The sequence below is a fragment of the Ectopseudomonas khazarica genome, assembly GCF_004521985.1.
GTDB lineage: Bacteria > Pseudomonadota > Gammaproteobacteria > Pseudomonadales > Pseudomonadaceae > Aquipseudomonas > Aquipseudomonas khazarica.
Map to the genome: position 1 here is coordinate 275,993 of NZ_SBHZ01000002.1, position 13,264 is coordinate 289,256.

Here is a 13,264-nt window from a genome sequence, read left to right on the forward strand (position 1 = left end):
TACGGCTGACTATTTGTGGTAGGGGTGGCCGGACAGCACGGTCCAGGCCCGATAGATCTGCTCGCCGAGCAGGATACGCACCAGCGGATGCGGCAGGGTCAACGGCGACAGCGACCAGCGCTGCTCGCTGCGCGCGCAGACCTCGGGGGCGAGGCCCTCGGGGCCACCGACCATGAGGTTGACGTTGCGCGCATCGAGGCGCCAGCGATCCAGCTCCGCCGCCAGCTGTTCGGTGCTCCACGGCTTGCCATGGACCTCGAGCGTGACGATACGTTCGCCGGGCTGCACCTTGCTCAGCATGGCCTCGCCCTCCTGACGGATCAGGCGGGCGACATCGGCGTTCTTGCCACGGGTGTTGAGCGGAATCTCCACCAGCTCCAGCGGCAATTCGGCCGGCAGGCGCTTGACGTATTCCTGCCAGCCCTCCTCGACCCAGCGCGGCATGCGCGAACCGACGGCGATCAGCTTGATCCGCATTACTCGGCGCTATGCTGCGCGCGGCTCTGCTCGGCACCCTGCCACAGGCGCTCCAGATCGTAGAACTGACGCGCGGTCGGCAGCATGACGTGAACGACGATGTCGCCCAGGTCGAGCAGCGCCCACTCGCCGCCGTCCAGACCCTCGCTGCCGATCGGGCGCACGCCCTGTTCCTTGACCTTCTCCAGCACGTTCTCCACCAGCGACTTGACCTGACGGCTGGAGCTACCGCTGGCGATCACCATGAAATCGGTGATGCTGGTCTTTTCCTTGACGTCGATCACGGTGATGTCGGTCGCCTTGATCTCTTCCAGCGCCGCCACGGCGATCTTGACCAGCTCGTCGCTGGGCATGTTCTGCTTGCTCATAAATGACTCGTTTGCCTCGTGTAATGGACGCCTGCGCAGGTGCACGGCGTATCAAGCATGCGGCGCACGGTACAGATCGTGCGCCTGGATATAGGCCAGTACCGCATCCGGCAAGAGAAAACGCGCGGAACGGCCGGTTGCCAACAAGTGGCGGATCTGCGTGGCGGAAATCGCCAGCGGAGTCTGCCAGATGAAACTGATTTGCCCGCCTGCGCCCTCCAGGCTCAGCGGGTCGCTGACACTGCGCGCCGCCAGCAGATCGCGCAGCGCCTCCGGCGCCTCGCTGTCGGCATCGGGGCGCTGCAGCACCAGCAGGTGGCTGTGCAGCAGCAACTCCTCCCAGCGGTGCCAGCTGGGCAGGCTGCAGAAGGCGTCCCAGCCCAGCAGCAGAAACAGCTGATCGCTCGGCGCCAGCTCGGCCCGTACCGACTCCAGCGTGTCCACCGTGTACGACGGCTTGTCGCGCTTCAGCTCGCGGTCATCGACCTTGAGCCGCGTCTCGCCGGCCACCGCCAGCTCGACCATGGCCAGGCGCTGCTCCGCCGTCGCCTGTGGCGTATCACGATGCGGCGGCCTGGCACTGGGAATCAAGCGCAGCTCGTCCAGCGCCATGAATTCGGCCACTTCCAGCGCCGCACGCAGATGCCCGATGTGCACCGGGTTGAAGGTACCGCCGAGCAGGCCGATACGTCGGGCGCCGAGTCCGTTCATTTATGTGCGAATGTGTCCGTCGCCGAAGACCACGTACTTCTCGCTGGTCAGGCCTTCCAGGCCGACCGGGCCACGGGCGTGCAGCTTGTCGGTGGAGATGCCGATCTCCGCACCGAGGCCGTACTCGAAGCCATCGGCGAAACGCGTGGAGGCGTTGATCATCACCGAGGCGGAGTCCACCTCGGTGAGGAAGCGCCGCGCATCGCTGAAGTTCTCGGTGATGATCGAGTCGGTGTGCTGCGAGCCATAGTGATTGATGTGCTCGATCGCGGCGCCCAGCGAGTCGACGATGCGAATCGCCAGGATCGGCGCGTTGTACTCGGCGAACCAGTCGTCCTCGCTGGCCTCCAGCACGTCGCTGCCAAGCAGCGCACGCGTCGCGGCATCGCCACGCAGCTCCACGCCCTTGTCGCGGTAGATGGCGGCCAGCGGCGGCAGCACACGGGCAGCAATGCCCTCGTGCACCAGCAGGGTCTCCATGGCGTTGCACGGCGAGTAGCGCTGGGTCTTGGCGTTGTCGCAGACGCGGATGGCCTTGTCGAGATCGGCGGCGATGTCGACATAGACGTGGCAGACACCGTCCAGGTGCTTGATCACCGGCACCTTGGCGTCGCGGCTGATGCGCTCGATCAGGCCCTTGCCACCACGCGGCACGATCACGTCGACGAACGCCGGCATGGTGATCAGCTCACCCACCGCCGCACGGTCAGTGGTCTCCACCACCTGCACGGCTGCCGCCGGCAGCTCGGCCTCGGCCAGACCCTGCTGGATGCAGCGGGCAATCGCCTGGTTGGAGTGAATCGCCTCGGAGCCGCCGCGCAGGATGGTGGCGTTGCCGGACTTCAGGCACAGGCTGGCGGCATCGATGGTCACGTTCGGCCGCGATTCGTAGATGATGCCGATCACGCCCAGCGGCACGCGCATCTTGCCCACCTGGATGCCCGACGGCAGGTAGCGCATACCCTGGATCTCGCCGATCGGGTCCGGCAGCGTGGCGACCTGGCGCAGGCCCTCGATCATGCTGTCGATCACCTTCGGGGTGAGCGCCAGGCGATCGACCATCGCCGGCTCCAGGCCACTGGCACGGGCGGCGGCCAGGTCCAGTTCGTTGGCGGCGGTCAGTTCGGCGCGAGCGGCGTCGAGGGCATTGGCGGCAGCCTGCAGCGCGCGATTCTTCTGCGCGGTGCTGGCACGGGCAAGCACCCTGGATGCCTGGCGGGCGGCCTGGCCCAGGCGGGTCATGTAAGCGTGCACGGACTCGGTCATGGCGGCGGAGGTCTGGCAGTTGGAAAAAGGGGCTGATTATAGCGGGCTCGCGAGGCCACGCCCAGCGGCGTCTGGCAAGCGGTAGACAGCTCGTCCGCGCAGCCCCGGCGGTAACGCCCGCAAGCGCAGGGCACGGGTGCCGGCGGTGCAACGGTGACACCCGGCAGACGGCGCCGCCCGAAGGTTGGGTAAACAAATCGCCCCCCGATGTTTACCTTGCAATCGAGGTTTGCCAGCCCAGGCGAGGCGGCGCGAGTGCCGCCCCAGAAGAACAACAAGAGCCACTGGAGTGCCCCCATGCTGCGTTATCGCACCGACTACAGCGCCACCCTGCTGGCCAGCCCGCCCGACGTCATCGAGATCGCGGGCTGGCGCCTGCACTACCAGGCCTATTCGACCCGCCAGCGCGACACGCGAGCGCCGGTGCTCCTGCTGGGTGGCGCCTTCCAGAGCTTTCGCTCCTTCGCCGCGGAGGTGGACGAGCTGCTCGGCGAACATCCCGTGATACTGCTCGACCTGCCCAGCCAGGGCGGCAACCTGCAGCTGGCCCCCGAGCTGGAGCTGGAACAGCTGGCCGACCTGATCGCCGCTTTCGCCGAACAGCTGCAACTGCCGGCCTTGATGCCCGTTGGCCTGTCCTATGGCTCGGCGCTGGCCGCGCTGTTCGCCGCCCGCCACCCTCGGCGTTGCGCCCGCCTGTTGCTGGCCGGCATCACCGCTTTCGGCCGTCCGGGTGCACGGCGGATGCTGGAGGAAGGCCTGGCCCTGCTCGAAGAGGGTCGCCTGGGCGAATTCGCCCAGGGCGCCCTGACCGGTCTGCTCAATCCTCTGCACCTGCAGGAAACCGGTGTTTCACCGGTCTTTCGCAAGGCGCTGCTGCGGCAGATCCAGCGCCTCTCGCCTCTGGAGGTCGAGCGTTATCGGCAGAACAGCCTGCGCCTGCTGGCCTTCAGCGGCTTCGACAGCCATCCGCAATGCCCGACACTGGTGCTTGCCGGCGAGCATGACCATTTCACCCAGCCCTGGGAGCACGCCCACTTCGCTGCGGCCTGCGGCATGGCCGAGTGCGCCGTGATTCACCAGGCCGACCACCTGGCCCAGTTCGAACGGCGTGAAGCCTGCGCCGCCCTGTATCGCCCCTTCCTCTGCGAACGCCCGCTGCCGGCACGCAGCCCCGGCAGCACGCGCCTGCACGCGGGCCAGCTGCTGAACCTGGAGAAGCGCTGCGAGCCGCGCCGCACGCCACGCCAGCAGCACGCGGAGCTGCAGCATGCCGATGGCCCGCGCTGGGCGATCGAGCTGAGCGAACTGGGCTTCTTCGGCGGCCGCCTGCAGGGCGACCTGCCCGTCGACCTGCCGCAGCGGGGCTGGCGACTGAGCCACGGCGACCTGCCTGAACAGCACCTGATACCGCTGCGCCACGACGAGCAGGGCCTGGCTTTCGTGTTCGCGCATAGCGATGCCGCGGCCAGCCAGGCGCTGGCCGAACGCTTCCACCCCGCACCACAGCCTGCTGCCGCCTGCGCCTGACTCGCGCAGGCGCCCTCCCTACACCTGTGCCTGAATCACCCGCACCAGCCCTGGCAAGCGTGCCGCCGGCAGGCCGAGGCTGCCGGCATCGGCACTGGGATCGAGCACCTGTACCCGGGCGAAGCCGCAGCGCTGGAAGCCCGTGACGATCTCGGCGTGATCGCGGTAATGCAGCGGGTAGCTGCCCCGGGTGAGCCGGCCGATCAGCTCGACGCCCCAGCGCAACTGGCGATAGCGCGGATGCTCACGCAGGTCCGGGTAGAGCTCGGTGAGATAGGTGGCCTCGGGGAAATCGCTCAGCCCTGTCGCCAGGCGGCTCCAGAAGCCTTCGATCAGCTCCAGCGGGAAGTAGTTGACCAGACCCTCGGTGATCACCACCACCGGCTGACTGCGATCGAGACTGGCTAGCAGCGCCGCCAGGGACTGACTGCCGCGCTCGGCCAGGATGTCCACCGCACGCACCTGATGCCGGCCATCCAGCCAGCCCTCACCGTGCAGCAACAGGCGCTTGCGCGCCGCCATCGCCGGCAGGTCCGCCTCGAGGTACTGCAACTCTGGGTAACGCGAGCAGAAGCGCCGGCCACGCGGTGAAAGTCCGCAGGCGATCTCCACCACCTGACGCACGCCCCGCCGCTCTATCGCCTCGGTCAGCTGTGCATCGATCTGCAGATGGCGCTGCAACAGAAAGGCCTCGATATCCAGCCCGAAGCCGGCTCGCGCGCCCCAGGTCACCGGCCACAGCAGCTTGTGCACGAAACGCCCGAATGGCGTGACGAAGGCCGGATCGGCCAGGCGATGGCGATACCAGACGTATCCGGTGTAATGCGCCGAGGGACTGATATGGGCGCTGCTGGCGCGGACACGTTCAGGCATTTTTAAGGCTCTTGTTGTTATGCTCGCGGCCCCAGAGTAGAACGCCACGAGTCCCTGCGACAGATCATGCCCGCCGAACCCACCCTAAGTTTGCCCTGGCCTGGCGCCCGGCCACTGCCCGCTGCCTTCTTCGACCGCGACGCCCAGTTGCTGGCTCGCGAACTGCTCGGCAAGGTGATCCGTCACCGCGTCGGCGAGCAGTGGCTGAGTGCGCGCATCATCGAGACCGAGGCCTACTACCTGGTCGACAAGGGCAGCCACGCCTCGCTCGGCTACACCGAGAAGCGCAAGGCGCTGTTCGAAGGCGGCGGGCACATCTACATGTACTACGCCCGTGGCGGCGACTCGCTGAACTTCAGCGCCTGCGGCCCTGGCAATGCCGTGCTGATCAAGTCCGCACACCCCTGGTTCGACGCCATCAGCGACGCACAGACGCTCGCCACTATGCAGCGCAACAACCCCGACCGCCTCGGCCAGCCACGCCCGCCCGAACGCCTCTGCGCCGGACAGACCCTGCTGTGCAAGACGCTCGGCCTCAAGGTGCCGGAGTGGGATGCGCAGCGTTTCGATCCCCTGCGGCTGTTCGTCGAGGATGTCGGCGAACGTCCGCAGGCGATCATCCAGTGCGCACGCCTGGGCATCCCCCTGGGGCGTGACGAGCACCTGCCCTACCGCTTCGTCGATGCCGCCTTTGCCCGCCACTGCACACGCAACCCGTTGCGCCGGGGCCAGGTCGAAGGCCGCGACTATCGACTGCTGAACGCCGAGGAAGGGCAGCGATGAGCGCCTGGCTGGACAACCTGACCACCTGGCTGGGCGGCCACCCGCAGTGGCTGGGGCTGGCGATCTTCCTCATTGCCCTGCTCGAGTGCCTGGCCCTGGTCGGCATCCTCCTGCCCGGCGTGGTCCTGCTGTTCAGCGTCGCCCTGCTCGCGGGCAGCGGCGTCCTCGGCCTGTGGCAGACGCTGGCGCTGGCCTATGCCGGCGCAGTGTGCGGCGACCTGCTGTCGTACACGCTGGGCCGGCACTTCAAGCACAACATCGGGCGCCTGCCGGTCCTGCGCCGCCACCCGCAATGGGTCCTCCACGCGGAGCTGTACTTCCAGCGCTATGGCGTGGCCAGCCTGCTGGTCGGTCGCTTCATCGGCCCGCTGCGGCCGATGTTGCCGATGGTGGCCGGCATGCTCGACATGCCGCTGCTGCGCTTCGTGCTGGTCAGCCTCGTCGCCGCCGCTGGCTGGGCCGTGGCCTACCTGCTGCCGGGCTGGGCGACCGGCGCCGCGCTGCGCCTGCCGATGGCCGAGGGTTTCTGGAGCGAAGCCGCGTTGCTGCTGGCCGGCATCGGCGTGGTCCTGCTGGCGACGATTCAAGCCAGCCTGGCGGAGAAACCACGCGCCAGCCTGCTGGGCGGCGGCCTCAGTCTGCTGTTGCTGCTGGCCATGGTCATCGGCTGGCCGCATCTGGATGCCCTGGACCAGGGCCTGATGAGCCTGGTCCAGGACCAGCGCCAGGCGCACCTGGACAAGTGGATCGGCACCCTGACACGGCTGGGGGACTTCCATACCCAGCTGGCGGCCGCCATTGTGTTGTGCGCCCTGCTGTTGCTGGCGCGGCGCTGGCGTCACCTGCTGTTCGCCGGCTCCACCCTGCTGCTGACGGCGCTGAGCAACGCGGCGCTCAAGCATGGTTTCGCCCGGGCCCGCCCCGACGTGCTGAGCGAACCCCTGACCAGTTTCAGCTTCCCCAGCGGCCACAGCTCGGCGGCCTTCGCCTTCTTCCTGGTGCTCGGCGTGCTGGCCGGGCGCAGCCAATCGGCGCGCCTGCGGCTCGCCTGGCTGGTGGTGGCCAGTCTGCCGGCCGTGGCGATCGCCTTGTCACGGGTCTACCTGGGTGTGCATTGGCCCAGCGACATCATCGCCGGCGCCCTGCTGGCCTCGACCGTCTGCGGCCTCAGCCTGGCCCTGTGCCAGCGCCAGCAGCCGCTGCCGGCACTCCCGGCGCGTCTGTGGTGGATCGTGCTGCCAGCCTGCCTGGCGGTACTCGGTGGCATGGCCACCTGGCAACTGTCGACGGCGTTGCTGCGCTACGCCTACTGAGGTTCAGGCATCGCCCTGAAGCAGCTCCAGCATGGCGTGCAGCTGCTCCAGGCGCAGGCCGGGATCGTCCAGTTGCAGCAGCTGCAGCTTCTGCCCCGGCTCCAGCGGCAGCAGGTAGGCCAGCTGGTTGGCCAGTTGCTGCTGGCCGCTGACCACGCCGGCCATCTCCAGCCCGGCGACCAGCGGATGCTCGGCCAGTGCCGCATGCAGGGCGGCGAGGTCGGCATGCTCGCCGTGCAGCGGACTGTCCGGCTGCTCCTCCAGCCAGTGCACCTCGGCGACGGTCAGCTGATCGGGCAGGACCTGCGCCCGCTCGACACGAAAGCGCCGCCCGCCCTCGACCCGAATCCCCAGCAGGCCGTTGGTGCGCTGCTGAAAGTCGCGCACCAGCGCCTCGCAGCCGATGGCGGCGAAACGGCTGGCGGCCTCGCCCACCTCCTCGCCCTCGACGATGCAGACCACGCCAAACCCGCTGCCCTGCTTCATGCAGCGGCTGATCATGTCCAGGTAGCGCGCCTCGAATACCTGCAGGTCGAGTACGCAGCCCGGAAACAGCACGGTGTTGAGCGGAAACAGCGGGAGATTCATGGTTTCACAGCCTGTTTTCGACGCCGCGCAGGCGACGTGTGGTCGGTCGTGGGGCAGGCTCTCACAGGAACAGGGCAATCGCCAGCGGTAACAGCACCGCCGTGATCACCCCCATCAGGCTCATGGCCAGGGCCGCGAAAGCACCGCTCTCATCGCTGTCCTGCAGCGCCCGCGCCGTCCCCACCGCATGTGCGGTGATGCCCAGCGCCATGCCCTGCGCCGCAGGATGGTGGACCCGGCACAGGCGCAGGATCGACGGCCCGACGATGGCGCCGATGACCCCGGTGATCATCACGAACACCGCTGCCAGCGCCGCGATACCGCCGATCTGATCAGCCACCAGCATGGCGATCGGCGAGGTCACCGACTTCGGCGCCATGCTCATCAGCATCAGGTGCTCGGCACCGAACAGCCAGGCCAGCCCCGCACCGAGCACGGTGGCGACGGTTCCGGCGAGCAGCAGGGTCAGGACGATCGGCCAGAACAGCTGGCGAATCCGCCGCAGGTTGAGATACAGCGGCACCGCCAGAGCCACGGTGGCCGGGCCGAGCAGCAGGGTCAGCGCGGCCACGCTGTTCCTGTACTCGGCGAAGCTCAGGCCGCAGAGCAGGAGAATGCCGATCACCGTGAGCATGGACACCAGCACCGGCTGCAGGAACACCCAGCGGGTACGTTCGTAGGCCGCCATCGCCAGCTGGTAGGCGCCCAGGGTGATGCCGATGCCGAACAGCGGGTGATGCGTCAGCGCCTGCCAGGCGCCCTGCCAGTCCGGACTCATGCGTCCTCCCGGCGCTGCTGGCGCTCGATGAGTTTCTGCATCAGCCAGCCGGCAAACGCCACCGACAGCAGCAACGACAACAGCAGCGCGCCGACCACCGCCCAGAAATCCGCAGCGATATCGCTGGCGTAAGCCATCACGCCAACGGCCGGCGGCACCAGGATCAGCGGCAGGTACTTCAGCAGGCTGCTGGAGGCGACGCTGAGCGGCTCACCCACTTCGCCACGCAGCAGGAGAAAGACGAACAGCAACAGCATGCCGATGATCGGGCCGGGCAGCATCGGCAGCAGCAGAACGTTGAGGGCGGTGCCGAGCAGTTGACAGAGCACCAGCCAGGAGAGGCCGCGAAGCAGCATGGTTGAGGTCTCCAGAAGACGAGCGATGACCATCACCCCCGACTGAACGAGGGGATTCCGGGCATCCTTTGAGGCATGTCGGCCATTATAGGCGTGATACGCCGTCACTGGCCTCCGTATTGCTTCGTCAGGCAGGCCTATGCCGCGTCATTCAGTGCGCCAAGGCAGGCTTGACCGACTGCAGCCCTCATGATGATCTAGGCCGCAACGGATTCACGCACACAAGAAAAACACCCGCGTCCTCAAGGAGGAACTATGCCGTTCGTACCCGTAGCAGAGCTCAAGGACCAGGTTGGCAAGGAACTCGGCAAATCCGAGTGGCTGACCATCGATCAAGAGCGCATCAACCAGTTCGCCGAGTGCACCGGCGATCACCAGTTCATCCACGTTGATCCGGAAAAGGCCAAGCTGACGCCCTTCGGCACCACCATCGCCCACGGCTTCCTCTCGTTGTCGCTGGTACCGATGCTGATGGAAAAGATCATGATCATGCCGCAAGGCCTGAAGATGGCGGTGAACTACGGCCTCGACAGCGTACGCTTCATCCAGCCGGTCAAGGTCGACTCCAGGGTGCGCCTGGTGGTGACGCTGACCGACGCCAACGAGAAGAACCCCGGCCAGTGGCTGCTCAAGGCACGCGCCGTACTGGAGATCGAAGGCCAGGAGAAACCTGCCTACATCGCCGAACCGCTGACCCTCTGCTTCGTCTGAGCCCCCCGGGCATACCGAGTCGTTGTCGCTTCCGGCGTTCGCCGCCGGAAGCGGCAACCTTGCGACGGCAAAGCGTGCAGTGCAGCAGCGCAAGCATCCGGGCTTGCGGCATACTGCTCGCAACGTACCGACTTGGATGTCCGCGATGAATCCCCCTGCCCTGCGCCTGCTCCCTCTCTGTCTGGCCCTGCTCCTCGCCGGTTGCGACGAAGCGCGTCCGCTGCTGCCCGCCAACGCCACCCTGCCGGATGGCGGCCAGTACCGTGGTGAAATCGTCGATGGCCTGCTGCAGGGCCCCGGGCGCCTGGACTACCGCAACGGCAGCTGGTTCGTCGGCCAGTTCCAGGACGGCATGCTCGAAGGCGACGGCGAATGGCAGGGACCGGGTGGCGAGCACTACCAGGGCGAGTTCCACCAGGGCATGTTCCATGGCCAGGGCACCCTCACCTACAGCGACGGCAGTCGCTATCAGGGCCAGTTCGAGCGCAACCGCTTCAGCGGCGAAGGCGTGTTCGAACAGCACGGGCAGCGCTACCAGGGCGAGTTCCGCAACGACCAGTTCCATGGCCTGGGCAAACTGGAGATGGCCGACGGCAGCAGCTTCCAGGGGCAATTCGTCGACGGCCAGCCCGAGGGTCAGGGCGTGCGCGACGATGCCTATGGCGACCAGTACAGCGGCGTGTTCAGCCAGGGGCAGCTCAATGGCCAGGGCAGCTATCGCAGCGCCGACGGCGACACCTACAGCGGTGGCTTCCACAACGGCGACTTCAACGGCAAGGGCCGCTACCAGAGCGCCAGCGGCGCAGTCTGGGCCGGCGAGTTCATCGACGGCGTGATGCAGGGCCCCGGCGAATACAACGATGGCGACGGCACCCGCTACCTCGGCGACTTCGAGGACTGGCAATACGCCGGTGAAGGCCTGCTCACCCTGGCCGACGGCAGTGTCTACCAGGGGCGCTTCGCCGCCGGGGAATACAATGGCAAGGGCACCCTGACCCAGGCCGATGGCAGCCGCCTGGTCGGCACCTGGCAGCGCGGCCGGCTGATCCGCGACGAACAGGGCAAGGCGCTGCCGGACAGCCTCGAACTGGGCCTGCTGCTGCAGGGACGTCTGCTCGACGAGACCATCGCCGCCATCCCGGCATCCACGCCGGCGCGCGAGCTGTACGCCCTGAGCCTGGCCGGTGACGGCAAGCAGAGCGTGTTCATGCGCGAGGCCGACTACGTCAGCAGCCTGATGCGCGAACGCTTCGGCGCCTTCTCCAGCACCACCCTGGTCAACCACCGCGACCACCTCGCCGACCGCCCACTGGCCACCCGCGAGAACCTGACCCGGGTGGTGCGGACGCTGGCCGAGCGCACTGGCGAGGAAGACCTGATCTTCATCTACCTGACCAGCCACGGCTCGCGCCGTCACGAACTCAGCCTCGACCAGCCACGCCTGCAACTGGCCGACCTGCCGGCCAGCGAGCTCGCCGCGCTGCTGGCGCCGCTCAAGCAGCGCAACAAGGTGGTGGTGATCTCCGCCTGCTACTCCGGCGGCTTCATCCCGCCACTGAAGGACGAGAAGACCCTGGTGATGACCGCGGCACGTGCCGACCGGGTGTCCTTCGGCTGCAGCGAAGAGAACGACTTCACCTATTTCGGCCGCGCCCTGTTCGCCGAGGCCCTGGGCGAGACCGACAATCTCGAACGAGCGTTTGAACTGGCCAAGGAAAGAGTTGCCGAACGTGAGCAGAGCGACGGTTTCGAACCCTCCGAACCGCAGATCTGGGCGCCGCGTGGTGTACTCCAGCACTGGCGCAACCTGCGCCAGAGCCAGGCCGAACGCGCACTCAGTGCCGTGGCCAGCCCTGCAGCGAACGACTAAGCTCAGTTGTAACGAACAAGAGACAAGTGCATGTATCTGACTCCGCAGCACATCCTCATCGCCGGAGCCACCGGGCTCACGGGCGAACACCTGCTCGATCGCCTGCTCAGCGAACCGACGGTAGCCCGCGTGCTGGCGCCAACCCGTCGCCCCCTGGCAGCCCACCCACACCTGGAAAACCCGGTTGGCGAACTGCAGGGCCTGCTGCCGCAACTGTCCGGCCAGGTCGACACTGCGTTCTGCTGCCTGGGCAGCACCATCAAGCAGGCAGGCTCGCAGGACGCCTTTCGCGCCATCGACCATGACCTGATCCTGGCCTTCGCCCGCCGGGCTCGCGAGCTGGGTGCGCGGCACCTGGTGGTGATCAGCGCACTCGGTGCCAACCCGAAATCGTCGGTGTTCTACAACCGCGTCAAGGGCGAGACCGAAGAGGCGCTGAAGGCCATGGGCTGGCCGCAACTGACCATCGCCCGCCCGTCGCTGCTGCTCGGGGCGCGCCATGAATTCCGCCTTGGCGAGCGCCTCGCGGCCCCCCTGCTGCGCTGGCTGCCAGGCAAGTACCGCGGCATCGACGCCTGCGCCCTGGCCCGTGCCTTGTGGCGCCTGGCGCTGGAGGAAGAGGACGGCACCCGCGTGATAGAGTCTGCCGACCTGCGCCGTCTGGGGCGCTGATGCCGTGGATGAAACGATGAAACCGACGAGCCTGATCGAAGCCCTGCAAGACGCCGACATGCTGGAGATCGACGGCCTGTATGCCTGGCAGTTCGACCTCGACACCGAACTGCTGGCACAGATCAGCGCGGGCACGGCCGGCAGCGACAGTTCGGCCAAGCCCCTGCTGCAGGTGCACTGCATCGATGGCCGCGAACGGCGCCTGTGGAAGTTTTCCCTGGCCTCGGTCCAGGCCGCACGCCACAGCGAAGAGGACGACAGTTGGCACCTCGAGAGTGACGGCGTCAGCCATGACCTCAAGTGCTTCGCCGCCTTTCGCGGTGACAACGATGACGATGAGGACGAAGCCTAGGCCATGGGCTTCTACGACCGTCATGTGCTGCCGCAGCTGATCGACTTCGCCTGCGGCATGGGGGCGGTGATGAAAGCCCGCTCGCAGATCGTGCCACTGGCACGGGGCCGGGTGCTGGAGATCGGCATCGGCAGCGGCCTCAACCTGGCGTTCTACGATCCGCAGCGGGTCGAGGTCGTGGTCGGGGTCGACCCCTCTGCCGACATGCAGCGCCTGGCCCGCGAACGGGCCGCGCGCTGCCCTGTCGCGGTGGAGATGATCGCCCTGGAACTGGGGCAGATCCAGGCGGCGGATGCCAGCTTCGACGACATCGTCTGTACCTTCACCCTCTGCACCATTCCCGACGCCGTCGCCGCGCTCAGGGAGATGCGCCGCGTGCTCAAGCCGGAAGGTCGCCTACTGTTCTGCGAACACGGCCTGGCACCCGATCTGCCAGTGGTGCGCTGGCAGCGACGCCTCACGCCGGTGTGGAAACCCCTGGCCGGCGGCTGCCACCTGGACCGTGACATACCGGCGCTGATCCAGGCCGGTGGTTTTCACATCCGCCAGTTGGACAGCGGCTACCTCAAGGGTCCCCGGCCCATGACCCACGTCTATCGCGGCTGGGCAGACTGAG

The 13,264-nt window shown here is 67.4% G+C and carries 16 protein-coding genes; 8 read left to right on the forward strand and 8 right to left on the reverse strand.

The genetic code is table 11. The annotated features are described in order from the left end of the window. Positions 1-9 precede the first annotated feature (9 nt). The 4 genes from rlmH to EPK82_RS03125 all read right to left on the reverse strand — a co-directional run bounded on the left by rlmH (position 10) and on the right by EPK82_RS03125 (position 2,822). A complete protein-coding gene (gene rlmH, locus EPK82_RS03110; protein ID WP_013717179.1) occupies positions 10-477 on the reverse strand; it encodes a 23S rRNA (pseudouridine(1915)-N(3))-methyltransferase RlmH in 468 nt (155 codons plus the stop codon). Then, positions 477-830, reverse strand: a complete 354-nt coding sequence (gene rsfS, locus EPK82_RS03115) for a ribosome silencing factor (protein ID WP_037051781.1) — start codon at positions 828-830, stop codon at positions 477-479. Before rsfS ends, rlmH begins: the two co-directional genes overlap by 1 nt. 66 nt (positions 831-896) lie before the next feature. Continuing rightward, the gene (gene nadD, locus EPK82_RS03120; RefSeq protein WP_037051567.1) at positions 897-1,556 is read right to left on the reverse strand and encodes a nicotinate-nucleotide adenylyltransferase; all 660 of its coding nucleotides are present in this window, start codon (positions 1,554-1,556) and stop codon (positions 897-899) included. Then, entirely contained in the window at positions 1,557-2,822 is a 1,266-nt protein-coding gene (locus tag EPK82_RS03125; RefSeq protein WP_134675754.1) for a glutamate-5-semialdehyde dehydrogenase, read from the reverse strand. A 300-nt stretch (positions 2,823-3,122) separates the two neighbouring features. Here EPK82_RS03125 and EPK82_RS03130 point away from each other — a divergent pair, with 300 nt between their 5' ends. After that, entirely contained in the window at positions 3,123-4,352 is a 1,230-nt protein-coding gene (locus tag EPK82_RS03130) for an alpha/beta fold hydrolase (protein ID WP_134675813.1), read from the forward strand. Between the two features lie 18 nt (positions 4,353-4,370). Here EPK82_RS03130 and EPK82_RS03135 read toward each other — a convergent pair whose 3' ends face one another. Beyond that, a complete protein-coding gene (locus EPK82_RS03135; protein WP_134675755.1) occupies positions 4,371-5,225 on the reverse strand; it encodes a class I SAM-dependent methyltransferase in 855 nt (284 codons plus the stop codon). 66 nt (positions 5,226-5,291) lie between these two features. On the opposite strand from EPK82_RS03135, the gene EPK82_RS03140 reads away from it, so the two are divergent. Both EPK82_RS03140 and EPK82_RS03145 read left to right on the forward strand, forming a co-directional pair. Beyond that, on the forward strand, positions 5,292-6,008 hold the full coding sequence (locus EPK82_RS03140; protein ID WP_134675756.1) for a DNA-3-methyladenine glycosylase: 717 nt from the start codon (positions 5,292-5,294) through the stop codon (positions 6,006-6,008). Continuing rightward, positions 6,005-7,321 (forward strand): bifunctional DedA family/phosphatase PAP2 family protein, encoded by a 1,317-nt coding sequence (locus EPK82_RS03145; protein WP_134675757.1) that lies wholly within the window; start codon positions 6,005-6,007, stop codon positions 7,319-7,321. Before EPK82_RS03140 ends, EPK82_RS03145 begins: the two co-directional genes overlap by 4 nt. A gap of 3 nt (positions 7,322-7,324) precedes the next feature. Here EPK82_RS03145 and EPK82_RS03150 read toward each other — a convergent pair whose 3' ends face one another. From EPK82_RS03150 to EPK82_RS03160, 3 genes are all read right to left on the reverse strand, one after another. Beyond that, positions 7,325-7,909 (reverse strand): LON peptidase substrate-binding domain-containing protein, encoded by a 585-nt coding sequence (locus tag EPK82_RS03150; RefSeq protein ID WP_037051551.1) that lies wholly within the window; start codon positions 7,907-7,909, stop codon positions 7,325-7,327. 61 nt (positions 7,910-7,970) lie between these two features. Next, a complete protein-coding gene (locus EPK82_RS03155; RefSeq protein ID WP_037051549.1) occupies positions 7,971-8,687 on the reverse strand; it encodes an LrgB family protein in 717 nt (238 codons plus the stop codon). Next, positions 8,684-9,043, reverse strand: coding sequence for a CidA/LrgA family protein (locus EPK82_RS03160; RefSeq protein WP_037051546.1), 360 nt, complete (start codon positions 9,041-9,043; stop codon positions 8,684-8,686). The genes EPK82_RS03155 and EPK82_RS03160 overlap by 4 nt, the downstream gene beginning before the upstream one ends. Before the next feature lie 255 nt (positions 9,044-9,298). On the opposite strand from EPK82_RS03160, the gene EPK82_RS03165 reads away from it, so the two are divergent. The 5 genes from EPK82_RS03165 (at position 9,299) to EPK82_RS03185 (ending at position 13,263) form a co-directional block, all read left to right on the forward strand. After that, positions 9,299-9,754 (forward strand): MaoC family dehydratase, encoded by a 456-nt coding sequence (locus EPK82_RS03165; RefSeq protein ID WP_037051543.1) that lies wholly within the window; start codon positions 9,299-9,301, stop codon positions 9,752-9,754. A 145-nt stretch (positions 9,755-9,899) separates the two neighbouring features. Beyond that, a complete protein-coding gene (locus EPK82_RS03170) occupies positions 9,900-11,624 on the forward strand; it encodes a C13 family peptidase (RefSeq protein WP_134675758.1) in 1,725 nt (574 codons plus the stop codon). A 30-nt stretch (positions 11,625-11,654) separates the two neighbouring features. After that, on the forward strand, positions 11,655-12,296 hold the full coding sequence (locus EPK82_RS03175) for an oxidoreductase (RefSeq protein ID WP_134675759.1): 642 nt from the start codon (positions 11,655-11,657) through the stop codon (positions 12,294-12,296). Between the two features lie 16 nt (positions 12,297-12,312). Further along, positions 12,313-12,648, forward strand: coding sequence for a DUF5629 family protein (locus EPK82_RS03180; protein ID WP_037051535.1), 336 nt, complete (start codon positions 12,313-12,315; stop codon positions 12,646-12,648). A 3-nt stretch (positions 12,649-12,651) separates the two neighbouring features. Further along, positions 12,652-13,263 carry a class I SAM-dependent methyltransferase gene (locus EPK82_RS03185; protein ID WP_134675760.1) on the forward strand — a complete coding sequence of 204 codons (612 nt, stop codon included), beginning with the start codon at positions 12,652-12,654 and terminating at the stop codon, positions 13,261-13,263. Position 13,264 lies beyond the last annotated feature (1 nt).